We start from the raw sequence: 22,794 nt of genomic DNA, 5'->3' as shown, positions 1-22,794 counted from the left end.
ACGATGATACGACGACTCCTCCCAGTCGGGTACGCGTACATGGTCGTCCAGGGACTGCTTGCCGTTTTCCTGCCCCGGCAAGCGATCAAACTGAACGCGAGGCTCCTCCTGAGCGGCTACGAGAACCCCGGCGACCTCGAACCCAAACAGTGGTACGTCCGATCGACCCGGATCGCCGGCGTCGGGATGCTCGTCACCGGACTGACCGGCCTCCTGGCCGGCGACCTCGTCGAAGCGCCGGACGAGGAACTGTCCGACGTGCTCGGGGACGACGAACCCGGTGGCGACGATCACCAGGTCGCCGAGTCCGACGAGTCGGTCTGAAACCGCTCGCCGTCGAGTAAGGTCCCGCCGTAGGGCCGGAACTCGAACTCGTGTTTCTCCGCGATCAGTTCCAGTAGCTCCTCGCGACGAGCGATGGTGTCGGTCCCAAAGTCCGTCCGTTCGACCGCCGCGACCAGCCCGTCGTCGTCGATTCGTCCCCTGGCGTAGGCGTCGGCGACGGCGTTTCGGAAGCCGTCTGCGTTGTGCCGGCACCGGATCGCCTCGTCGAACTTCTCGCGGGCCGCCGGTCGCTCGGCGTCGGCGTCGATCCGCTCCAGGGCGTCGACGGCCGACTGATCGTAGGCGCCCGCCCGGTCTAACACCTGACAGACCTGTGCCGTCGCGTCCAGTTCTCCCCACTCCTCGCGTCGGGCGGGCGGGACGAAGGCGTCGACGACGCCCGGCCAGTCGGTCGACCGCTCGGCGTCCTCGAACACTTCGGCGACGAACTCGCCGGCGTACTCCTCGGGGATCGACAGCCCCACGGACTGCTCGGCGGGGGACTCGCTCACCGGTGGTCACCCCCGTCGTACTCCCGACTCGGCGCCGGCCCGGGACCGCTTGGCTGTGGCTGATCGGGGCCACGCGGGTCGGTGGGGCTGGGCGCGTCGGCGCCACCCGGCGGCCGGGTCATCGGGGGCGAGCCGTCGGTCTCCCCGCTGTCCGGCAGGTCGATCTCCTCGGGGTCGGTCCCCCGGGCGCTCGCCAGTGCGACCCTGGCGGTCCGGCGCACGTCCTCGCTACGGTCGTGTAACCCCTGGGACTCCAGGGCCTCCTCGGCGCGGTCGGTCCCGAGTTCGCCCAGGCTGTCGGCGGCTTTCGCCCGGACGTAGGCGTTGGGTTCCCGGGCCAGCACCGCCGCGAGGATGCGGACGACTGCCTCGGTGTCCTCGGTGACTTCGCCGAGGAACTGCGCCGCGTACTCCCGGACGGCGGGATGGCCGTCGGACTTGATCCGGTCGACGAGTAGCGGCTGATCGACGGCCCCCAGTTTCCCGAGGGCCACGATGGCGTTGCGCCGGACCCAGCCGCTGTCGTCCTCGATGGCGCTCTCGAGCCGGTCGGTGTCACTCGGGTCCGTCCGCGAGAGCGCGACCACGGCCTCCGCACGCACCCACTCGTGGTCGTCGTCGAGCGCTCGCCGGACGCTTTCGGTGCCGACACCGGCGGTCCCCAGGGCTTCGACGGCGTACTGTCGGGCCTCGGGATCGGTCGCCTCGCGGACCACACCGTCGAGTGCGTCGACGGTTCGGTCGTCGAGTCCCTGTCTGTCGGCGACATCGATCAGCGCGAGGGCCGCGTCCCGTCGCTGCTCGGAGCTGTCGAGGCACTCCCTGAGAGCCGGTTCGTCGGTGGCCGGTGCGCCGTTACGGGCGCTGTGATAGTCGTCGAGTGTCATCGTGTGAGCCTCCAGTACGCGACCGTCCAGGACGCCGCGATGGCCGCGAGCGCGGTGCCCATCAGTCCGCCGAAGCCGTCGAGGAAACCGACGGGGCCGCCGCCTGCGCTCCCGCCAGCCCCGCCAGCAGCGGTCCCGTCGTCGCCCGACCCGCTGCCGCCGTCACCACCGCTGGACTGTGCCGGCGGCGAGAACGTCCCCGACGAGAGGTCGAGCGTCGAGTACCGCAGCGTGATCGACTTCTTCCCGTTCACTTCGTCGGCGCTGCCGTTCCAGACGGCGAAGGCCAGATACACCGTCTCGGAGCCGTCGAAGGCGGCGTCGAACTGCCCGTCGGTCGACCGCTCGCGGACGAACGACACTGCCCACTCGCCGTCGGTCCGGGCTCCGCGGGCCCTGACTGGCTGGGTCGGGGCGTCGCTCAGCGAGCCGTACCCCTTCGCGTAGTAGTTCTGGGCGTACTGCTCGTAGGTCGCCTTCGAGAGGGGGTTCCCGGCCGCCTGGCCGGGCTTGGTCTCGGCGTCCGGGTGCGGGTAGGCGTACATGTCGTTGCTCCAGGGAGCGCTCGTGTTGCGGAACTGCCAGCTGGCCCGCCAGTACCAGATGTTGACCGGTTTGCCGGTCGCGCCCATCGTGATCGGCGGCTGGCTCCCCGTACGGGCCATCACCGCCACGGCGTCGCTGAAGTTCCGTGGCGACTGGATGGCGGCGTCGCGGGTCGGGTCGGCCCAGGAGAGGCGGAAGGCGACGTGGGAGTCGTTCGTGGCGACCTGTACGTCCATCTCGCCGACGGAGCCGCCGCCGTAGGGGACCGCCATCTGCTGTTTCTGGAGGGAGACGGTCTGGCTGGGCACGTCGCTCCACGTCGTCGCCGTCGGCGACAGGGGCGCACGCTGGACCTGTGCTGTCGGCTGGCCCGGGCCGGTGACCGCCGCCGCGACCGCGCCCTGGACCAGGAGGAGTCCGAGGACGACGGCCAGGGAGACGGCCGTCGCGCGGACCGCGGCGTCCCCGTCGAGCAGGTCCACCGAACCGAGAGTGTCGCGGAGCTCACCGACGCTCATCGGCCGACCACCCCCCTCTCCGAGATGTCGTCCGGGTCCGCCGGCGCCGGCGGGTGCAGCGACTCGTCGGACTCGACGAGCGACTGCGCGAGGTCCGCAGCGGCCAGGTACACGTCACAGTCGGTCGCCTCGCGGACATCGTGGGCGAAGGCCGGGACGAAGTCGATCAAGTGGTTCGAGAGTACCGCCGACTCGACGCCGACGATCTCGTCGAGCACCTCGTTTTCCTCGGGGTCGCTGGCGCGCTCGTGGACGACCGCGCGCTGCCCGGCGGCGACCTGCATGAGTTCCAGTTCCGTCGCGACGTGGTCCTGGCGTTCGCGGAACTCGTCGCTCGGTTCGAGCCCGACCGTCTCTAACAGGCCGACGACCGCCGCGATCCGGCGCTGCTCGTCGTCGATCTCGGAGCCGACCGTGTAGTTTCCTTCGTAGGGAACGACGGCGTACGTCCCGTCCTCGTCGGGGACGCCGAACAGGTCGTTGTACTCCGCCTGGAGGGCGACCGGCGAGCAGTCGGCGAGTGCGTCGGTGAACGCCGCTGCCTCCGCTTCGACTCCAGTCCGCCGACCCGCTCGTTCGATTCCTTCGAGCGCATCGCGGTCGGTCAGCTCCTCGACTGTCGCTGCTTCCGGATAGACGAACGCGCCCGCGACGGCAGCGTACAGCCCCGCACGGGCGGCGTGGAACGCTGGCGTCTCTGTCATCGTGTCACCTCCAGTCATGGTTGGTTCGTCCACTGTTCGCCCTCGCGGACCTCGATGTCCTCGTAGATGGGCACGTCGACGACCTTCTCGCCGTCCTGGTCCCACCCCTTCACTTTGTTCTCCTTGACCGTGTAGGTCTCGATGAGCCGTGTCGTCGCCCCGAACAACTGGAGGATCCCGAGCGTGTGGTGACTCGGGTCTCTGGCCCGTTCCTGAACGATCCGGACGGACTCCTCGTAGGTCGACCCCGGCCAGTCGTTGTGCTTTTGCTCGGTGTTGGGGGTGAACATCTGGGTCAGGAACTCCGGCGGGACGTGATAGGGGGGCATGTAGAACACCTGCGGCTGGGTCCCGAACTGGGGGTACAGCGGCAGGGCCACCTTCTCGTCGGAGTGGACCAGGTGGTTGATCGGCGAGCGGCCGTCGGCCGCCGACTTCTTGCCGCCGGCGTGGCCCGCGTCGGGGCCACGGTTGATGTTGCCGTGCAGTCTGGTCTTGCCGATACACGAGGAGACACACCGGGGGACGTTGCCCTCCTCGATCCGGGGGTAACAGCCGACCGGCTTCTCGGTGATCCCCGTCTCGGGGTTGTACATCGGCTTGTGGTACGGACAGGCTTTCACACACCGGCGGTAGCCCCGACAGCGCTCCTGGTCCAGCAGGACGATACCGTCCTCCTCGCGCTTGTAGATGGCCTGGCGCGGACAGCCCGCGAGACAGGCCGGGTTCTTGCAGTGGTTACAGAGCCGCGGGAGGTAGAACTGCCAGATGTCGTGGTACTCGTCGTTCTCCAGGTCCGACTCGACGGTCTCGCCGGTGGGGTACTCGCCGTGGACCTGGTCGTCGCCCAGCGCGGGGTACTCCCACTCCTGTTTGGCGGCGATGTACCCCGTCGCCTGTTCGCCGCTGTCGGCGGCCTCGAAGATGGTCTGGCCCTCCTCCAGTTCAGAGAGCAGTTTCATGTCCCAGCCCATCGGGTAGCCGCCGTAGGGCTCGGTCTCGACGTTCATCCACCACATGTACTCCTCGCCCTCACCGGAGGTCCAGGTGGATTTACAGGCAAAGGAGCAGGTGTTGCAGTTGATACACCGGTTCGTGTTGATGACCATGCCCCAGTGGTAGTCCCGGTCCTCGGCCCGGTGTTCGTAGGGATACGGTTGTTCGCGGCCCAGTTGGGGGTTGTACACGTCGGGCATCAGCTGTCACCCCCCTGGAGACTGCCACCGATGTAGTCCTGGACCAGGTCGTCCCGGCGGGCGTCGCCGGGCCACCAGTCGGCCTCGGCGTACTTCTCCACGTCGACGAGGTCGTCGCGGTTGGTCCCCGTCGGCGCCCACACCGTCTCCTCGTAGCCGTGTTCCAGTTCGGCGCCGTGCCAGACGATCTCCTCGTCGATCTCTTCGGCGACGTTCGGGTCACCGAAGACCGCTTTGTGGACCAGTTCGTCGGTCTCCTGGAGCGGGTCGAGCCAGATGTTCGTCATCGTGTTGTACCCCTTGATGCTGTCGTCGTCGGCCTCGTCGTCCGGGAACTGCTGGGGCCACCAGCCGTGCCAGAGGGTCAACTGCCCCATGTCGCCGGCCGAGCGGGGCCGCTGGCGCTCGCTGACCATCGCCCGGACCACGAGGTCGCCCCGCTTCCCGGAGATGCGGACGTAGTCGCCGTTCTCGACATCGATGTCGGCCGCGTCCTCCGGGTGGATCTCGACGAACGGTTCGCCGAGCGGCGGCGCGTCGGCCGTCTCGCCGTCGCCCTGCGGGAACGAGAAGTCGTCGACCAGGCGATCGGTTCCCTCCGGATCGGCGCTGACGCTCCCGAAGTCACGGGCCGACCAGATGAGGTTCCAGTCGGTCATCCCCCACGAGGAGTGGGTCCGGTACTTCGGATGGGGAGTGTTGTAGTAGAACTGGTTGCCCTCCTCGTGGTAGAGCGGGTTCTCCTCGTCTTTGGCCTCGTCCCACCGCTGGTTCACGCCGTAGGGTGTTCCCTCGACGCTCTCGATGTGGTCTAAGTCGTCCCGGCCGAGTTCGAGGAAGCGGTCTTCCTCCTTGTGGAACTCCATCCGGCCGGTCTTGGTGTAGAACGGGCGGTCCTCGTGGATCTGCGAGTAGAACGGGATGCGCGGATACGTCTTCAGGTCCAACCGTTCCGGGCCGTCCCGGAGATCCTCGACATCGATACTCCGTGTGGTCATCCCCTTGTCGAAGGTCTCGCGGATGTACTCGACGGGGTCTTTGTCGTCGTCGAGGAACTTATCGAAGTACGAGCGATAGGAGTCGACGTTGCGGTCCTCCGGTGGAATCTTCTCGTCGAGTGTCTCGGCCAGCAAGGCGATGGCCTCCCCGTCCTGTTTGGTGTCGTAGATCGGGTCCATGATGCCGTGGTCCATGTGGACGAAGGGGTTCTCCGGGCCGACCGTGATGTCGGGGTAGTCACATTCGAGCCAGGAGGGGACGGGAAGCACGATGTCGGCGTGACGGGCCGAGTAGGTCATGTGCATGTCCGAGACGACGAACAGGTCGTTGCCAGTCTCGGGGTGTTTGACGAAGTTCTCGATGACGTGCTCCTGGTGTTTGGTCTGGTTCAGGAGGTTGCAGTTCATCGTCCACAGGACCGTCGGCTTCGACATCGTGTACGAGTCGGCGCCTTTCGGCATCACGGGCTCGTCGGCGTCGCCCTGTGGCACGAGATCGAGGTCCTCGTCGAAGTCCCCGCGGATCGCGTGGGGGTCCAGTTGCTCGCCGCCGAAGAAAGCGAAGGCGTAGCCGGGGTACATCCCGTGGGCGGCGTGGCCGTCGGGGTTGACGTAGTGGGGGTAGCCGTCCAGCAGTTCGATCTTGTACTGGCCCGAGTAGTTGTAGTAACCCTTCCCCGGGCTGCCGATGTTGCCGAGCATCGACTGGACGAAGAAGATCGAGCGCTGGAGCGAGTCGTTGGCGTGGAACCAGTGGTTGGTCCCCTCGCCGGTGAACCACTGGGCACGCTCGGCGTCGGCGAACTCCCGGGCGGTCTTCCTCAGCGCGTCGGCCGGGATCGTCGTGATCTCCGCGACCGTCTCGGGATCGTAGTTCGCCATCACGTTGTCCCGCTGGCGGGCGAAGTCGCTGCGGACGGAGACGCTCTCACCCGCTGCCAACGATACGTCGGTGTCGACATCGAGTCGTGGCGTCGCTGGCATCTCCTCGCCGACCGACTCCCGATCCATCGGGACCGGCGATCCCGACTGATCGAGGACGACGAACTCGCCCCAGTCGTGTTCGTCCGCCTCCGCCGGCGGTTCGTGGTCGGAGAACACCTCGTGGGCACGGAGGTACTTCCCGTCGTCTTCCCGGACCAGGAGCGGGAGGCTCGTGAACTTGCGCATGAACTCGGCGTCGTACAGCCCTTCGTCGATGATGACGTGGGCCATCCCCAGCGGGACCGCGGGATCGCTGCCCGGCCGAACCGGAAGCCAGCGGTCGCACTTCTGGACGGTCGGGGAGTAGTCCGGGTAGATGCCGACCATCTCCCCGCCGCGCTCGCGGGTCTCCTGCAGGAAGTGGTTGTCCGCCAGTTTGTTGTGGATGAGGTTCTTGCCCTGGATGATCGTGTAGTCGGCCTGCCGCCACGCCGAGGCGTCGGCGTCGCTGGTCTGGTAGCCCGTCGTGATGACGTGGCCCGGCGGCAGGTCGGCGTACCAGTCGTACTCGGTCCACTCACAGCCGCCGAAGATCGACGCGAGCCGTCGGCCGGCGCCGTGACGGGTAAACAGCCCGTCGGCCTTGATCGCGTTGAAGATGTGGAACTGCTTGTTGTCCTCCAACCGGGCCATCTTCTCGGCCAGCAGGTCCAGCGCCTCGTCCCAGGAGACCCGTTCGAACTCGTCTTCGCCCCGGCCCTCGGGGTTGGGGTCGTCGGGTGACCACCCCTTGCGGACCATCGGATACTTGATCCGTGAGGGCTCGTACGTGCGGCGGTGCAGCGTCAGTCCCTTCATACACCCCCGGGGGTTCCAGGCCTGGCTGACGCCGGCGTCCTCGTACCCCGAGGGGCCGACCGAGGGCTCCTCGTTGTGGTAGACCTGCTCGGCGCGGATCGGGACGCCGTTTTTCATGTAGAAGTTCAGCGCACACGACTGCGTACAGTTGGGGTGACAGACCGTCCAGTCGACATCGTCGTAGGCGTAGATGTCGCGGTACACCTGTTCCCACTCGCGGTTGGGGTAGGCCTTGAGCGGGTTGTCCACGTCCGTGACCGGGTCGGTGGCCTGTGAGGCCCCCCACCCGCTGCCGACGAGGGCACCGACGGCGCCAGCACCGGCGGCGCTCAGGAAGTCACGTCTGGAGAGTGTCACGCCCGCTCACCCCTGTCCGTGGGCTGCCAGCAGTGTCGGTTCATGCACCCCCATCTGTGAAACGCGTGGGTTTGTATCGGGGCTCCCGTTCCAGACGGTCGGGAACGGGGCCGAACGTCTCCGGGAGAAGGGATTTGGGTGTCCGGAGACTGTGATTCGAACGAGCCGTAATTGTACGGCCCTTCATGTGTGGAAGCGAGCGCCAGCGGGTACGGACTAGCGGTGTCGCAACGGCGGGAGTGGGCGGGGCGTGGTGACCGCGCCCGGCCACCACACGATTACCGACGCCGGCGGCGTCGGCGGTCGTTCGAGCGATCCTGCTGTCGGCGCTGCCGGTCGAGCGCGGCAGCGAGATGCATACGATGCATAAGGCCTCCGGGCGGGAATCGAACCCGCACGAGCGGTGTCCACCAGGGCGGCGGAGGCAGCGGCGTGCCGCTCACGCGTCGTCGACGACGACGGCGTCCACGCCGGTGATACCGAAGCCGTCTTCGAGGCGAGTCACGCAGGCGTCGACGGGGTCGTCGGTCTGAGGGACGGCGACGGTCAGTGCCACGTCGGCGTCGACCCGGATGTCGGTCCAGGTCGGTCGGACGCGTGTCACGCGCTCGATGGAGACATCGCGGACAACGTCGATGCCATCGAGGACGCTGGCGACGCCGGCTTCGAGGTCCTCGGACCCGCCGCGCGGGACACGTAGTGAGACAGCAGCCGATGCGTCGACCGGAACAGTCGCAGAGAGCGACATAATGCCGACGGCCGGAGTCGAACCGGGACGGGCGCTCGCCAACCGAGCACGTCGGGGTGTCGCCACGCGGCGGAGCGTGCTTCGAGTCGGGCGACTCGGGATTCCCCTCGACGGAGGAACCCGCTGGATGGCGCTGGTGCTGGGGAGTGCTGTGCGGTCGGCGCTCCGACCCGGTCGGGGCCGGGAAACGTCGTCACCGACCAGAGTCAGTGACGGAATACCGTTCTCGACCCGACGGACGACACCGTCGGTGGTGGATCGGAGGCTGGTATCGAACGAATCGATCCGACACCGCAGTGGGAGGCCGGCGCGACCCGGCCTCCGTCCCACGGCGACGGCGTGTGCCTATAGAGCCCCACGTGGAGTGGGCACCGTTCGGGTGTCCACCAGTCCACTCCGACCCTCGCCAAGAGGCACGGCCCCGAGCACGGGTGCGGGCCCGTACTCGGTGGCCGCCACTCCGCTGGACTGCCAGCGGAGCGGGGCGGTCGACGGCGGCGTCGGAATACACTGGATCATTGGATCACCACGCCGGTGCGAACGACGTGTTTCCATCGTGAATGGGTGACATATTAAATCTGTTTCACGGTAGTCAACGAGTGACACGGACGGACACGTTCGGCCGCGTTCCTGCGAGCTGAGAACGCGAGCGGTGCTTTAGACGGATCGATACCCTACCCGAAAACGGACGACCCGCACGCCGCGTCGTGTGGTCTCCAGCCAACAGGACAGGTACCATGCACTCGATAACACGACGGCAGTTCGCCCAGACGGCGGCCGGGACGGCCGCGCTGGGCGCCACGGCGACGGTATCGGCCCAGGAATCGCCCGACTACGGCGGCTGGTTCGACGACGTGTCGAACTTCGACGGCACAGTCGACAGGCGCGGCCAGGACACCGTCGAGATCACGGTCGGCGCACAGGGGAACAACGGCGCGTTCGCCTTCGGCCCCGCGGCCGTGCTGGTCAACCCCGGAACCGAGGTCGTCTGGACGTGGTCCGGCAAGGGAGGGGGCCACAACGTCAAATCGGCCGATGGCGGCCCGCTAGACTCTGGCTCGCTCGCCTCGTCGGCAGACACCACCTACAGCCACACCTTCGAGACCGAGGGGACCTACAGGTACGTCTGTACGCCACACGAAGGGCTCGGGATGAAAGGCGCGGTCGTCGTCAGACCCGGCGCACCGAGCGGTGACGGCACCGCCGGGGCGAGTCAGTCGAGCACCGAGTCGACGGCGAGCCAGCAGACGGCGGGCGGGACCGAAACGGCTGCTGGAGAGCGCAACGGGGCCGACGGCGGCGGGTCCGCGACCGGCCCGCTCGGCGCGCTCGCGACGGTGATCGTGATGGCGTTTCTCTCGCCGCTGGCGTTCGCCGCGCTCATGCGGCGACAGACCGGTGAGTAGGTCGCTTCAGCGGTCTGTGCCGGTATCGAGCGCCGTGCCACAGTCCGGGCAGTACCAGACATCCGTCCCGATGCTGACCCGCCGGCCGCAACTCTGACAGTCGATCTCCTTCTGCGTCTCCACCTCGGTCGTGTCGTCGTTCCCGGTGTCCACGGCCTCCTCACTCGTGTCGGCGATGACTGTCTCGGCGTCGGCCCAGGCCGACGACCGACCGTTGTCGGTGGTGCCGTCGCCATTGGCCGCTTCGAACGTCGGGACGACCGGGTGACCGGAGCTGGCGTCGCGATCGGTGGCTCCCGTGGCCGTCTCCGACCGGCTGTGGGCAGCGACAGGTGGCTCGTCCGGCTGCCCGGTAGTCTCTGCCGACTCGTCGCTGCCGGCCGGCGGCACGGGGTCGGTCTGGGTGAACACTCCGGTTCCAGTGTGGTCGTCTCCCCCGCTATCGGGCGTCTCGGCGGTTCCGGTCGTCGTCGGATCGGTGTCGGCTACCGGGTCGGCGTCCGCTGTGGTCGGCTCGCTCGGATCGGCGTCCGGGGCGACGCGCGTGGCCGAGGGCGCCGCCGACGGCTGGGCCGATTCCGGCACGCGCTGTCCCGGTCGCCGGTCGGGCGCTGTCGGAAGCCCGCGGCGCTTCGCGACCGCGGCAACGGTCGTCTGTGCGAGGAGATAGCACGCCGATAGCACGATCGGGACGAACAGCGTTCCCCGGAGGAGCAGTGTCGGCTCGACGCCGACCAGCGTCGTCCACGCCCCGACGGCGTCCGCGACACCGACCGCCGCGACACGGCTCGCGAGGCGTGGGTCGCGACCGGCGACGGCCGGGACCCGGACCAACAGCCCGACGACGACCGACAGCGCGGAGACGGTGGTCATCGCCAGGAGCGTCCGACCGAGCGAGAGCGTGTAGACGCGGTGCCCGAACGCCACCGTCCGGACGAGAAAGTGGACGGTAACCGCGAGCAGCGCGAACACGAGCAGGGGCGACCAACCCGAGGTGACGAGCGCCGCCAGGCAGCCGACGAGTGCGAGAGCCGGGACGACCAGTAACACGCCGGGCTCGGCCATCCGATAGGCGTTCGCGAGGTTGTCGTGACGGTTGAACAGTTGGCGCTGGACGACGGCGACCGCGACGAGCGTGGGCAGAACGACCCACGCGAGCAGTGCGAACAGCTCCAGCCCGCGGATCGGTGTCCCGGCGACCGTCGTCGCCACCGCGCGCTTCAGCGCCGGCGCCCCGACCTCCAGCACGAGCCCACTGGCGACCACCCAGGTCCCGTAGACGAACGGCCCGGCGAGGCCGAGCGCCAGCAGTCGCCACTCCTCGACGAGCAGGGTGACGGATTCACGTAACTCCCCAGCGAGCATCGTCACGGTGTACTCGAACGGGAGGCTTAATCTGTGGGGTTCTCCGGGTGGTGGACGGTCACGGTGACGACCGGCGCAATACGAGGTCGTCGCCCGGCGTCACCGAAGACCGTCCCGATGTCGCCGGGTCGCTCCAGATATGGTTCGTGGAGGAGTTGTCGGATTCACTCCCGTCGTAAACGACTGGATTCCCCCTCGATCAGAGATAGCATTTTCCCCCAGGCGCCGGGCCACTCGTTTAGTAATGGTTAATATCATCTGGCAAGTGAGTTAATACATGACCGTCGTCAGTGTCTCGATGCCGGAGTCGTTACTGGAGCGGATCGACGAGTTCGCCGACGAACACGGCTACACCGGGCGTAGCGAGATCGTCAGAGAAGCGAGCCGGAACCTGCTGGGCGAGTTCGAGGACAAGCGACTCGAAGGCCGCAAACTCATGGGGATCGTCACCGTCCTCTTCGACTACGAGACGACAAACGTCGAAGAGAAGATGATGCACCTCCGTCACGAACACGAGGGGCTCGTCGCCTCGAACTTCCACAGCCACGTCGGCGAACACCGCTGTATGGAGCTGTTCGTCCTGGAGGGCGACCTCGAAGAGATCTCGACGTTCGTCGGCAAGATCCGCGCGACGAAAGACACCCTGAACATCGACTACTCGGTCGTCCCCGTCGACGAGTTCGGCACGCTGGCCGACATGGAGTAACACGCCGGGCTCAGGCAGCCGCCGGGTCCACCTTCGTTCCCACCCACAGCAAGGTGCCCAGGAGCGACAGCACGGCCACGGGCAAGAGCCACTGGAACACCGCCAGGACGCCGGCACTGGCCTGGACACCGACGACTAGCAGTATCGTCGGGCCACAGCAGGCGACTCCCGAGAGCAACCCCGGGAGCCCCGCGGCCGCGCCCGCTCCGGGGGGCGATCCGGCACGCCGCCGGTCCCCGCCAGGCGACGACCGACACCGCGAGGTTCAGCCCGACGAGGGTCGCCAGTCCGATACCGAGCAGGACGTTCAGCGGTGCGACCAGCAGTTCGATCGGCCCGACGACCACGAGCGCGATCGGCTCCCACTGGAAGGGACCGACCGGCTCGAACGCGCGGGCCAGGGGGGTCCGAGACGACGGACAGCTCGTATCCCCACGAGCCGAACCCGAGGTTTCGCAACCCTGCCGTGTACAGCAGCAGATACGCGACCGCCGACGCGGCGAAGACGGCCTTCCCGTCCGGCCGGGTGAGCGCACCGCGGGCCGCGACGGCGGACTGTCGGAACAGGCTCACGAACCGAGCCCCGACGGTGCGTCCGCCGGTGTCGGTGTCAGTCGACATACTCACTCTCCGGATAGAACCCCGCCCAGGCGAACCACATCGCGTCGAACGCGAGCGACCGCGCCAGTGGGAGCGAGTCGGCGTCCGCCGTCTCGCCGGCGACGCGGTAGCCGTCGGGCCGCTGCTCGACCGTGACACCGTCGGGATTCGCGTAGACGTACCCCGTCGACAGCCGGTCGTCGGCCACGGCGACGTACTGCTTCCCGTCGATCGTTCCGGTCAGGACCCCGGCCGAGAGCAGCGTCTCCTTGTCGAACGCGAGCGCCCCTTCGGCCGTCCGCGTCCCGACGACCACGGACTTGGGGTGTGCCCGGCCGTCCCGAGCCAGCGGCTCGAACAGCGTCCGATCGCTCGTGTAGTACCCACCCGGCGGGTCGTACCGACCGTACGGATCGCTCCCGTACCGTCTCGTGTACCCAGTGTCCTCGGTCAGGACCCTCGTCTCGGGGTAGGCCCCGCGCCACTTCCCCCAGGTCGTCCAGACGACCCGGAACTCCCGGAGTGTCTCGCCCGCGAGCGGTCCGTCGATCGCCGTCGCCAGCATCTGAGGCCACCGGCTGTCGGTCCCGCGATCGTACATCACGAGGTTCGAGTTGACGAGGTTCCCGGAGACGCCGAACTCGACCGGCCCGCGCTCGAACCCCTGAGCAGTCCCCGTGAGCGGACAGTACGTGACCGCGACCGGCTCGCCGTCGACGGTGTCGTTGACGATCTCGTGGTGGACCAGAATCCGCTGTGGGTACGCTCGAACGTCGCCCCCGCGGACGAGGCCGAAGACGGGGGCACCGTCGTCGAGCGACGCCGACCCCGCTGCCGTGAACGTCGGTTCGTCGATCGCCGGGATACCGTCTTTCGGCACGCCGCCGCTGACGACCGCTTCGTCGAGAGTCCCGATGTCGTAGCCCAGATATCGCGATTCCTCTGCGAGGGGCGGCCGTTCGATCTCGTCGTCGGTCCCCGTCGGGTCGTCACCGTCGGCCCGCTGGCCCGACTGTCCGGCGGTCGGCGAGTCGGGACCACCGAGACAGCCCGCGATCACGGACGCGCCGACCACACCGACGCCGCGGAGGACCGATCGTCGCGTCGCCATACCCTCGAAAGGGCCGGTGGACACAAAATCCCGCGGTGAGGTCGTGGTAACCTACGTCTCCAACAGCCCGGCGACGAGATCGGCGACGGCGTCGAGTTCGTCCTGGTTGACGCCGTGACCCATCCCCCCGTAGATCCGCTCGTCGACATCGCCACCGAGTCGCTCGAACGTCTCCGTCGTCGCGTGGACCCGTTCGATCGGGATGTGCGGGTCGACATCGCTACAGCCGATAAACACCGGCGTCCCCTCGATGTCCCCCTCGTAGGACTCGGGATCGACCGTCTCCCCGATCAGTCCGCCGCTCAGTGCAGCCAGCCCGCCGTACCGTCGCGGGTTCCGAGCGACGTACTCGCTTGCCAGACACGCACCCTGGGAGAAACCGCCGACGAGCACCGCTTCTCGTGGGATTCCCGCATCGATCGCCGTCTCGACGGCGTCGTCGACCGCCTGGAGGCCGGAACTGCGACCCGGTTCGTTGTCCTCGACGGGTGCCAGAAAGGAGTTCGGATACCACGTGTTCCGCGCGGCCTGTGGCGCCAGCAGCGCAACGCCGTCCGCGTGTACGTCCGTCCCCATCTGGACGATACTCTGTGCGGTCGCCCCCCGACCGTGGACCAGAACCACGGCCGCCCGGGCGTCGGACAGCGGTGTCCCCGCAGTGACCAGGTCCTGTCCCTGGTGTGGGCCGCTCATCGTCGCCCCGCTCGGCGAGCGCTGTCTTCGATTCGGCCGTGCCACCGACGTAGACTGTGTCGTTCCATACCCCCGCTACTGCCGCGACGTACTTGAGTAACGCCCTACGAGGGTCGAACGCGGACCGTCACGCCCGCGGGATCGACCGTCTCGATCCCGTCCGGCGTCGTCTCGACCGCGCGGTCGCTATCGGTCAGTCGGCGGCGGACCGCCGTGACCGCCGCCTCGTTCGGAACGACGAGTTCGTACCACGCCAGTCCGCGTCCCTCGCCCGGCCCGACCCGTGAGTGCCACACGTTCGCGCCGACGTGGTGATGGTACGATCCCGCCGCCAGAAAGAGCGCGCCCGTGTACGTCGCCCGGACTCGCATTCCCAGCGTGTCGACGTAGAACGACCGCGTGGCGTCCAGGTCGGCGACCTCCAGGTGGACGTGGCCGATGTCGGTCCCGACGGGAACCGAGCGGGTAGCGTCGCTCGCGGCCTCGACACCGGCCCGATCCAGCCGTTCGGTCGCCATCCGAACGGTCCCGTCCTCGCGTTCGTCCCACCGTTCGCGGGGTCGGTCCCGGTATATCTCGACGCCGTTCCCCTCGGGATCTGTCAGATACAGCGCCTCGCTGACGTGATGGTCCGAGGCGCCGTCGAGTTGCCCCGTCCGTTCGACACGCTCTAGCGCCGCCCCGAGCGCGGCCCGCGAGGGCACGCGAACCGCGAGGTGGTACAGCCCCGTCTCGTCGGCCATCCGTTCGGGCACCGTCGGGTGCTCGTGGAGCACCAGCAGTTGCGTCTCGCCGTCCCCGAGGACAGTCCGCTCACCGGTGTCGTCGTGGATCGACAGCCCGACCGTTTCCTCGTAGAACGCGGCGACGCGGTCGCTGTCGGCGACAGTGAGCGCGACGCGGCCGACCTCCGTCCCGGCCGGCAGTGGGGAGTCGGGAACCATACTCGTCGGTTCACACCCCATGTCAGTTATTCTATCGGCCGGCCAACCGTTATTCGGCTGGGGTCCGAACCCCGATCAATGGACGCTGCCGACGACATCGACACGCTCGTGTCGGAGCTCACCCGGAAAGAGAAACTCGCGCTCGTTCACGGCGCGGTCGACCCGGAGGGGACGGCGACCGGGTATCTCCCCGGGGTCGATCGCCTCGACGTTCCGCCGTTCCGCCTCGTCGACGGGCCGCTGGGTGTCCGTGCGGAGGGCGAGCGCGCGACGGCCTTCCCGGCGTCGTTGGCGACCGCTGCCTCGTTCGACCCCAGCCTCGCGCGCGAACAGGGCCGAGCGATGGCCCGCGAGGCGACCGCGCTCGATCAGGATGTCCTGCTGGCACCCGGCGTGAACATCGTCCGCATTCCCCACTGTGGTCGCAACTTCGAGTACCTCTCGGAAGATCCAGTTCTGGCCGGCGACGTGGGTGCCGGTCTCGTCTCGGGCATCGAATCTACCGGTGTCCTCGCGACAGTCAAACACTTCGTCGCCAACAACCAGGAGTCCGCGCGCACGAGCGTCAGCGCCGAGGTCGACGAGCGGACGCTGCGCGAACTGTATCTCCCGCCCTTCCGGGCGGCCGTCGAGGCCGGCGTCGGGTCGGTGATGACCGCCTACAACAGGGTCAACGGGACGTACATGAGCGACCACGCGACGCTTGTCGGCGGCGTACTGAAAGACGAGTGGGGCTTCGACGGCTACGTCGTTTCGGACTGGTACGGGCTGGCGACGACGGTCGGCGCCGCGACCGCCGGCCTCGACCTGGAGATGCCCGGCGTCGCACTCGATACAGAGACCGGGAACGAGGAGGGATCGCTCGACGAGTTCGAGTGGCCCGACGGCATCCCCGACGCGACCCATGCCGGCCTGTTCGCGGGGCCCCTCGGTGAGGCGATCGACGACGGGACCGTCCCGGCGGAGCGTCTCGACGACATGGTCCGCCGCGTCCTCGGCGGGATGGACCGGACGGGCCTGCTCGGTCGTTCCGACGTTCGTGCCGACGGTGCGCTGGACACGCCCGCTCACCGGGCGCTCGCCGAACGGGTCGCCACTCGCGGGACCGTGCTGCTGGACAACGACGGCGTCCTGCCCCTCACCGACGAGACAGCCGTCGCCGTCATCGGGCCTCACGTCGACGAACCCAAACTCGGCGGCGGTGGCTCCTCCGAGACGACTCCGTTCGCCGCGACGACCCCTGCCGATGGAATCGAAGGACGCGCGGAGGGGACTGTCACGGTCGCACGCGGCATCCCAGAGATCGAAAGCGTCTCGCTGTTCGACCTACTTCCGTTCGTCGAAGGCGGCCACGACGAGCGCGAGTGGACCGACGACGACCGTCCAGACCCCTCGCTGGACGACGCGGTCGAAGCGGCCGAAACTGCTGACGTAGCCGTAGTGTTCGTCCGTGACACGACGACCGAGGGGCAGGACCGCGACTCGCTGGCACTTCCCGGCCGACAGGACGACCTGATCGAGGCCGTCGCCGCCGCGAACGAGCGCACCGTCGTCGTCGTCCGCTCCGGCGGCCCCGTCGAGATGCCCTGGCGCGGCGACGTTGCCGCGGTTCTCGAAGCCTGGTACCCGGGCCAAGCGGACGGCGACGCCGCCGCGGCGGTTCTCTACGGGGACGCCGACCCCGGGGGACGGCTCCCCGTCACGTTCGCGCCCGCCGAGGACTACCCCGCGACCGAGGAGCGACAGTTCCCCGGCGTCGATGGGAAAGCCCACTACGACGAGGGAGTCTTCGTCGGCTACCGCCACTTCGATCGGGCAGACACCGACCCCACCTACCCGTTCGGCCACGGTCACTCCTACGCCACGTTCGAGTATCTGGACGCGACAGTTCGCGACGGCGCCGTCGAGGTCACTGTCGAGAACACCGCGTCCAGACCCGGGCACGAGGTCGTGCAAGCGTACGTACGTCCCCCGGAATCACCCGTCGAGCGACCGCGCCAGGAACTGGCCGGGTTTGAGCCGGTCGAACTCGATGCCGGCGAGTCGCGGTCCGTCTCGGTGTCGCTGGACGAACTCGCGCTGTCGTACTTCGATCCCGACGACGGGTGGACCGACGACGACGGCCCCCACACGGTCGAGATCGGGCGGTCGGCACGCGATCTCCGACTGGCCGTCGAGTACAGCGGCTGACCGGCGGGCGAGTGTCGCTGTGCGTCAGCGATGTCGCTTCGAACAGCATCCGGGAGCGACAGTGTTGCCACTCCTGAACGACGAAAAGCCCCTCGAAGAGCGGTGACGCTCTTCGAAAGGCTGAATGAAGGTATGAATGGTGGCGGCGAACCGCGTTTCCCAGAGGCTCGCGCACTCCAGTACTCCCCGGAACGCTGGCGGGCTTATCTTCCGTGTTCGGGATGGGTACGGGAGGCAACCCCGCCGCTATGGCCGCCTAACGCCGAGTCACGGAGTCGAACCGTGAAATTACCTGTCTCGGTCGGTCTGATTTTCGTACGTGCGATCCAGTTTGCGCCTGGACTCGTTCAGTCTACCAACGATTGTTGGTGACTTCTGAGTCACAGTGCGTATGATTATGGCTTCGAGTGGTTAGTGCTCGCGGGCTCAACGTCTCGTTACCTCGACGCGCACACCCCGAGTCTATTTACCTCGTCTTCTACGAGGACTCTCGGCGGTGTCTCTTTTCCAGGTGGGTTTCGAGCTTAGATGCGTTCAGCTCTTACCCCGTGTGGCGTGGCTGCCCGGCAGTGCTCTCTCGAACAACCGGTACACCAGTGGCCACCAATCGTAGTTCCTCTCGTACTATACGATCGTTCCTGTCAGACACCATAACACACCCAGTAGATAGCAGCCGACCTGTCTCACGACGGTCTAAACCCAGCTCACGACCTCCTTTAATAGGCGAACAACCTCACCCTTGCCCGCTTCTGCACGGGCAGGATGGAGGGAACCGACATCGAGGTAGCAAGCCACTCGGTCGATATGTGCTCTTGCGAGTGACGACTCTGTTATCCCTAGGGTAGCTTTTCTGTCATCAATTGCCCGCATCAAGCAGGCTAATTGGTTCGCTGACCACGCTTTCGCGTCAGCGTTCCTCGTTGGGAAGAACACTGTCAAATCATCTTTTGCTCTTGCACTCTTCGCCGGGTCTCTGTCCCGGCTGAGATGATCTTAGGGCGCGCTCGATATCTTTTCGAGCGCGTACCGCCCCAGTCAAACTGCCCGGCTACCGGTGTCCTCCTCCCGGAGTGAGGGTCGCAGTCACCGACGGGTAGTATTTCACTGTTGACTCGGTGGCTTGCTAGCGCAAGTACCTGTGTAGTGTCTCCTACCTATGCTGCACATCGGCGACCACGTCCCAGCGACAGCCTGCAGTAAAGCTCCATAGGGTCTTCGCTTCCCCCTGGGTGTCTCCAGACTCCGCACTGGAATGTACAGTTCACCGGGCCCAACGTTGGGACAGTGAAGCTCTGGTTAATCCATTCATGCAAGCCGCTACTGATGCGGCAAGGTACTACGCTACCTTAAGAGGGTCATAGTTACCCCCGCCGTTGACGGGTCCTTCGTCCTCTTGTACGAGGTGTTCAGATACCCGCACTGGGCAGGATTCAGTGACCGTACGAGTGCTTGCGCATTTGCGGTCACCTATGTTGTTACTAGACAGTCCGAGCTTCCGAGTCACTGCGACCTGCTCGTTTCCCGAGCAGGTATCCCTTATCGCGAACTTACGGGACTAACTTGCCGAATTCCCTAACGTCGGTTGATCCCGACAGGCCTTGGCTTTCGCCGCCATGGACACCTGTGTCGGTTCTCGGTACGGACACCACACTCCCTTTTCACGGGCCCCAGGTTGAACCACGTTGCCCTATCCCGCCGTTCGTCCGCTTCGTGCCGTTACGGCTTCCACGGAGTTGGACGGTTCGACCGGGCGAAAGCCCGGCGTGGTCGACCCCAGGGCGTCGGTTTCACTGTGTGGTGGCACGGGAATATTAACCCGTTTCCCATTTTGTCATCGTCGAGTTACGGGATGACTTAGGACCGGCTAACCCTCAGCTGATCAGCAGTGCTGAGGAACCCTTATCCATTAGGCCGTCGGGGTTCACACCCGACTATCGCTGCTACTATGGCCAGGATTTTCGTCACTCATCGGTCCACAGGAGTTCTCACCCCTGCTTCCATCCAATGAGAGCGCCAATCTACTCGATTGCCTCGTAAGAGGCACGGACAGGTCTCGGTGGTGGATTTGAGTCCCGATCATTTTGGGCGCCTCAAACCTCGGCCGGTAAGCTGTTACGCTTTTCTTAGAGGGTAGCTGCTTCTAAGCTCACCTCCCGGCTGTCTAGGGCTCGAGACCACCTTCAGAGGATTACACTTAATCCACACTTGGGGACCTTAACCTATCTCTGGGTTGTTCCCCTCCTGGTACACAGGCTTACCCCGCGCACCGGAATCCTCACGTCGACGGCGTCGGTGGGTTTGGAGTTTGACAGGCGCGTCCACTCCTCTCGGAGTGGAGCACGCCAATCGGTCGCTCTACCCCACCGACTACCTCGGTGAAGGTCATGCTTCGACATGTTTCGATTGGAACCAGCTGTTGCCGGACTCGATGGGCCTTTCACCCCTACACATAGATCACGAGAGGGTATTGTAGGACACCAACTCTAACAGGCTTCCACGTGCCTTTCGGCACGCTTCACCTTGTCCATGCGTAGATCGTCCGGATTCGGGTCGTGTCCGTGTGGCTCCCCGCCCTTGAAGACGGCGGCCCTCGCGTAAGCTGCGGCCATGTCGGTTTCCCTGTGCCTCCCCGGATACTCCGGTTAGACTCGCCATACAGACACACTCCCTGGCTCGTTTTTCAAAACGTACGATGGAACATCGGCTTCCTGTCCGTCTTACTGGTGGGTCGCCCCACGGTCATTCTGGACAGGACCTTGTATGCCCCATCGCTCGATCGCCAACTGGGTTCAAGCTCTATTTCACCTCCCTTCGGAGGATACTTTGCAGCGTTCGTTCACACTACTTGTCCGCTATCGGTCTCGAGGAGTGTTTAGCCTTCGCAGTCGATGCCTGCGAGATTCGCGAGGGATTTCCAACCCCCGCTACTCTGGAACCAACGCACATCGTACTGGTCTCACGTACGGGGTTGTCACCCTGTATCACGCCCTGTTCCAAGGGACTTCTGTGAGATGGTCGGATGCTGAGAGTTGGCCCACACACCACATTGCCCGTGAGGGCTTCGGTTTGGGCTGTATCGCGTTCACTCGCGGTTACTGACGACATCACGTTGCGTTTTTTGTTCCTCCCGATACTGAGATGTTTCAGTTCTCGGGGTTCCTCATTGCGCGTGGCAATTGCGAGGAGATTCTCATTCGGAGATCCTGAGTTCTTCGCCTCCGTGCGGCTCCCTCAGGCTTATCGCAGCTTGGCACGTCCTTCTTCAGCTCTCGAGCCGAGCTATCCATCAGCTGGCATAGTAGCCAACGTCGTTGTGACTCGTTAGTTAGAACTGAACGAGTCCAGTGGACGCCTGGATCGCACGTACACACGGTTTCATACTCGCCCCCAAGGTGGAGATGGTAGGCGAATCGACCCTTCCCAATCGCGGTTTGACCCGGATTGGTGCATCAGTCGTCGTACCAGTTTCGAGCGCCGTCCCACACTTAAGGGGCACGGTTCGAACCCGGTACGTCGTACGGACCTGTCGGGAGTTGCACCCGACTACCCCACACGGGGGTATCCGCCTCGGAGAGGTCTCGTGAGCCCAGCGGGCCCATACAGTCGGCGCTTGCCGACAACGGTGGCAAAGCCACCAATGCAGGTGGGCTGGGGCAAAGCCCCAGTCCCGTTCTGTAGGAGGTGATCCAGCCGCAGATTCCTCTACGGCTACCTTGTTACGACTTAAGCCCCCTTGCGGAGCCCAGATTCAACCAGCGCATGCTGGCTTCATCCGGACCCCACTCGGGTGCTTTGACGGGCGGTGTGTGCAAGGAGCAGGGACGTATTCACCGCGCGCTTATGACACGCGATTACTACCGAATCCAGCTTCATGCGGGCGAGTTTCAGCCCGCAATCCGAACTACGACCAGGTTTGGAGATTAGCGTCGCCTCTCGGCGTAGCATCCCACTGTCCTGACCATTGTAGCCCGCGTGTTGCCCGGTCCATTCGGGGCATACTGACCTACCGTTGCCCGTTCCTTCCTCCGCTTTAGCAGCGGCAGTCTCCGTAGTGTACCCGACTACCTCAGGGGTATCGCTGGCAACTACGGATGCGGGTCTCGCTCGTTGCCTGACTTAACAGGACGCCTCACGGTACGAGCTGACGGCGGCCATGCACCTCCTCTCAGTAGCGTCGGGTAAAGTCGTCAACCTGACCGTCATTACTACTGTCGGGACCGGTGAGATGTCCGGCGTTGAGTCCAATTAAACCGCAGGCTCCTCCGGTTGTGGTGCTCCCCCGCCAATTCCTTTAAGTTTCATCCTTGCGGACGTACTTCCCAGGCGGCTTGCTTATCGTCTTCACTACGGCACATCACGTGCTCATGGCGCGTGACATACCTAGCAAGCATCGTTTACAGCTAGGACTACCCGGGTATCTAATCCGGTTCGAGACCCTAGCTTTCGTCCCTCACCGTCGGGTCCGGTCTCTTGACGTGCTTTCGCCATTGGTGGTCCGTCCAGGATTACAGGATTTCACTCCTACCCCGGACGTACCCGTCAAGTCTCTCGGCCCCAAGCCGTGTAGTTTCCGCTGGACGCCGACGCGTTGAGCGCGTCGATTTCCCAACGGACTTACACAGCAGGCTACGGACGCTTTAGGCCCAATAATATCGGCCATCACTCGGACTGCCGGTATTACCGCGGCGGCTGGCACCGGTCTTGCCCAGTCCTTGTTCCTGAATCTCCCTACGATTCAGAAAAGCGAGGGCTATATGCCCTCGCACTCGGAGTCCCCTTATCGCACTGTCGTGCAGTGTAAAGGTTTCGCGCCTGCTGCGCCCCGTAGGGCCCGGTATCTTGTCTCAGATACCGTCTCCAGGCTCTTGCTGTCACAACCTGTACCGATTATGGGCATGGTGGGCCGTTACCCCACCATCTACCTAATCGGCCGCAGCCACATCCTACAGCGCCGGAACGTTTCCAGCTCTCTGCAACTCCAGCGTGAGAGCTGTATCCGCTATTAGCCTCAGTTTCCCGAGGTTATGGCGGTCTGTAGGGTAGTTTGGCCACGTGTTACTGAGCTATATGCCGCGGGTCTAACCCGCGCGACTAGCATGGCTAAGTCGGACTCCGATAGCAATGGCCTCCGGCAGGATCAACCGGAATGTGCTGACTGAGTCAGCGGCGGGCGTTGCTCGATGCAACGTATGAGTGTGGTATCACTC

At 65.8% G+C, this 22,794-nt stretch carries 16 protein-coding genes and 3 rRNA genes; 4 read left to right on the top strand and 15 right to left on the bottom strand.

What is annotated here, in order from left to right; all coding sequences use genetic code 11:
• The first annotated feature begins 3 nt into the window (after nt 1-3).
• Nucleotides 4-324, top strand: a complete 321-nt coding sequence (locus P1L40_RS16100) for a DUF6199 family natural product biosynthesis protein (RefSeq protein WP_284008490.1) — start codon at nt 4-6, stop codon at nt 322-324.
• Here the strand turns inward: P1L40_RS16100 and P1L40_RS16095 are convergent.
• The 7 genes from P1L40_RS16095 to P1L40_RS16065 form a co-directional block, all read right to left on the bottom strand.
• A complete protein-coding gene (locus tag P1L40_RS16095) occupies nt 291-836 on the bottom strand; it encodes a hypothetical protein (protein ID WP_284008488.1) in 546 nt (181 codons plus the stop codon). The two genes, P1L40_RS16100 and P1L40_RS16095, sit on opposite strands and share 34 nt — an antisense overlap.
• Nucleotides 833-1,723 (bottom strand): HEAT repeat domain-containing protein, encoded by an 891-nt coding sequence (locus tag P1L40_RS16090; protein ID WP_284008487.1) that lies wholly within the window; start codon nt 1,721-1,723, stop codon nt 833-835. Before P1L40_RS16090 ends, P1L40_RS16095 begins: the two co-directional genes overlap by 4 nt.
• Nucleotides 1,720-2,787: an ethylbenzene dehydrogenase-related protein gene (locus P1L40_RS16085; RefSeq protein ID WP_284008486.1), complete on the bottom strand. Its 1,068-nt coding sequence runs from the start codon at nt 2,785-2,787 to the stop codon at nt 1,720-1,722. Before P1L40_RS16085 ends, P1L40_RS16090 begins: the two co-directional genes overlap by 4 nt.
• Nucleotides 2,784-3,491 carry a TorD/DmsD family molecular chaperone gene (locus tag P1L40_RS16080; RefSeq protein WP_284008485.1) on the bottom strand — a complete coding sequence of 236 codons (708 nt, stop codon included), beginning with the start codon at nt 3,489-3,491 and terminating at the stop codon, nt 2,784-2,786. The genes P1L40_RS16085 and P1L40_RS16080 overlap by 4 nt, the downstream gene beginning before the upstream one ends.
• A 14-nt stretch (nt 3,492-3,505) precedes the next feature.
• Nucleotides 3,506-4,687 (bottom strand): 4Fe-4S dicluster domain-containing protein, encoded by a 1,182-nt coding sequence (locus P1L40_RS16075; RefSeq protein WP_284008483.1) that lies wholly within the window; start codon nt 4,685-4,687, stop codon nt 3,506-3,508.
• Nucleotides 4,687-7,824, bottom strand: a complete 3,138-nt coding sequence (locus tag P1L40_RS16070) for a molybdopterin-containing oxidoreductase family protein (protein ID WP_284008482.1) — start codon at nt 7,822-7,824, stop codon at nt 4,687-4,689. The genes P1L40_RS16075 and P1L40_RS16070 overlap by 1 nt, the downstream gene beginning before the upstream one ends.
• Before the next feature lie 439 nt (nt 7,825-8,263).
• Nucleotides 8,264-8,572, bottom strand: a complete 309-nt coding sequence (locus P1L40_RS16065; RefSeq protein WP_284008481.1) for a hypothetical protein — start codon at nt 8,570-8,572, stop codon at nt 8,264-8,266.
• Between the two features lie 737 nt (nt 8,573-9,309).
• Between P1L40_RS16065 and P1L40_RS16060 the strand changes: the two genes are divergently transcribed.
• Nucleotides 9,310-9,978 (top strand): halocyanin domain-containing protein, encoded by a 669-nt coding sequence (locus tag P1L40_RS16060; protein ID WP_284008480.1) that lies wholly within the window; start codon nt 9,310-9,312, stop codon nt 9,976-9,978.
• A gap of 6 nt (nt 9,979-9,984) precedes the next feature.
• On the opposite strand, the gene P1L40_RS16055 is transcribed toward P1L40_RS16060, so the two are convergent.
• Nucleotides 9,985-11,343, bottom strand: a complete 1,359-nt coding sequence (locus P1L40_RS16055) for a hypothetical protein (RefSeq protein ID WP_284008478.1) — start codon at nt 11,341-11,343, stop codon at nt 9,985-9,987.
• Between the two features lie 277 nt (nt 11,344-11,620).
• Between P1L40_RS16055 and P1L40_RS16050 the strand changes: the two genes are divergently transcribed.
• Nucleotides 11,621-12,049 (top strand): CopG family ribbon-helix-helix protein, encoded by a 429-nt coding sequence (locus P1L40_RS16050; protein WP_284008476.1) that lies wholly within the window; start codon nt 11,621-11,623, stop codon nt 12,047-12,049.
• A 10-nt stretch (nt 12,050-12,059) separates the two neighbouring features.
• Here the strand turns inward: P1L40_RS16050 and P1L40_RS16045 are convergent, their stop codons facing one another.
• The 4 genes from P1L40_RS16045 to P1L40_RS16030 form a co-directional block, all read right to left on the bottom strand.
• Entirely contained in the window at nt 12,060-12,227 is a 168-nt protein-coding gene (locus P1L40_RS16045) for a hypothetical protein (protein WP_284008474.1), read from the bottom strand.
• A 432-nt stretch (nt 12,228-12,659) separates the two neighbouring features.
• A complete protein-coding gene (locus P1L40_RS16040) occupies nt 12,660-13,760 on the bottom strand; it encodes a DUF3179 domain-containing (seleno)protein (protein ID WP_284008473.1) in 1,101 nt (366 codons plus the stop codon).
• 51 nt (nt 13,761-13,811) lie between these two features.
• On the bottom strand, nt 13,812-14,453 hold the full coding sequence (locus P1L40_RS16035) for an alpha/beta hydrolase (RefSeq protein WP_284008472.1): 642 nt from the start codon (nt 14,451-14,453) through the stop codon (nt 13,812-13,814).
• Nucleotides 14,454-14,557: 104 nt separating this feature from the next.
• Nucleotides 14,558-15,397: a VOC family protein gene (locus P1L40_RS16030; protein WP_284008471.1), complete on the bottom strand. Its 840-nt coding sequence runs from the start codon at nt 15,395-15,397 to the stop codon at nt 14,558-14,560.
• Between the two features lie 78 nt (nt 15,398-15,475).
• On the opposite strand from P1L40_RS16030, the gene P1L40_RS16025 reads away from it, so the two are divergent.
• Complete coding sequence (locus P1L40_RS16025; protein WP_284008470.1) at nt 15,476-17,587, top strand: beta-glucosidase family protein; 2,112 nt, start codon at nt 15,476-15,478, stop codon at nt 17,585-17,587.
• A gap of 137 nt (nt 17,588-17,724) precedes the next feature.
• On the opposite strand, the gene rrf is transcribed toward P1L40_RS16025, so the two are convergent.
• The 3 genes from rrf to P1L40_RS16010 all read right to left on the bottom strand — a co-directional run bounded on the left by rrf (nt 17,725) and on the right by P1L40_RS16010 (nt 22,735).
• Nucleotides 17,725-17,847 (bottom strand): 5S ribosomal RNA (gene rrf / locus P1L40_RS16020).
• 132 nt (nt 17,848-17,979) lie between these two features.
• Nucleotides 17,980-20,898: ribosomal RNA gene (locus P1L40_RS16015) — 23S ribosomal RNA — on the bottom strand.
• A 365-nt stretch (nt 20,899-21,263) separates the two neighbouring features.
• A 16S ribosomal RNA gene (locus P1L40_RS16010) occupies nt 21,264-22,735 on the bottom strand.
• The 16S, 23S and 5S rRNA genes sit together here, the layout of an rRNA operon.
• Nucleotides 22,736-22,794 lie beyond the last annotated feature (59 nt).

Origin of the sequence: Haloarcula pelagica, from assembly GCF_030127105.1 — an archaeon.
Classification (GTDB): domain Archaea; phylum Halobacteriota; class Halobacteria; order Halobacteriales; family Haloarculaceae; genus Haloarcula; species Haloarcula pelagica.
The sequence above is the reverse complement of the archived record's forward strand: the minus strand, read 5'-3'. Positions and strand labels throughout refer to the sequence as shown.

Bases quoted from the DNA above. Each gene is read 5' to 3' on its own strand.
- P1L40_RS16030 (WP_284008471.1), bottom strand. From the start codon at position 15,397: ATGGTTCCCGACTCCCCACTGCCGGCCGGGACGGAGGTCGGCCGCGTC.
- P1L40_RS16025 (WP_284008470.1), top strand. From the start codon at position 15,476: ATGGACGCTGCCGACGACATCGACACGCTCGTGTCGGAGCTCACCCGG.
- P1L40_RS16090 (WP_284008487.1), bottom strand. From the start codon at position 1,723: ATGACACTCGACGACTATCACAGCGCCCGTAACGGCGCACCGGCCACC.
- P1L40_RS16065 (WP_284008481.1), bottom strand. From the start codon at position 8,572: ATGTCGCTCTCTGCGACTGTTCCGGTCGACGCATCGGCTGCTGTCTCA.
- P1L40_RS16035 (WP_284008472.1), bottom strand. From the start codon at position 14,453: ATGAGCGGCCCACACCAGGGACAGGACCTGGTCACTGCGGGGACACCG.
- P1L40_RS16055 (WP_284008478.1), bottom strand. From the start codon at position 11,343: ATGCTCGCTGGGGAGTTACGTGAATCCGTCACCCTGCTCGTCGAGGAG.
- P1L40_RS16080 (WP_284008485.1), bottom strand. From the start codon at position 3,491: ATGACAGAGACGCCAGCGTTCCACGCCGCCCGTGCGGGGCTGTACGCT.
- P1L40_RS16050 (WP_284008476.1), top strand. From the start codon at position 11,621: ATGACCGTCGTCAGTGTCTCGATGCCGGAGTCGTTACTGGAGCGGATC.
- P1L40_RS16100 (WP_284008490.1), top strand. From the start codon at position 4: ATGATACGACGACTCCTCCCAGTCGGGTACGCGTACATGGTCGTCCAG.
- P1L40_RS16060 (WP_284008480.1), top strand. From the start codon at position 9,310: ATGCACTCGATAACACGACGGCAGTTCGCCCAGACGGCGGCCGGGACG.
- P1L40_RS16040 (WP_284008473.1), bottom strand. From the start codon at position 13,760: ATGGCGACGCGACGATCGGTCCTCCGCGGCGTCGGTGTGGTCGGCGCG.
- P1L40_RS16075 (WP_284008483.1), bottom strand. From the start codon at position 4,687: ATGCCCGACGTGTACAACCCCCAACTGGGCCGCGAACAACCGTATCCC.
- P1L40_RS16085 (WP_284008486.1), bottom strand. From the start codon at position 2,787: ATGAGCGTCGGTGAGCTCCGCGACACTCTCGGTTCGGTGGACCTGCTC.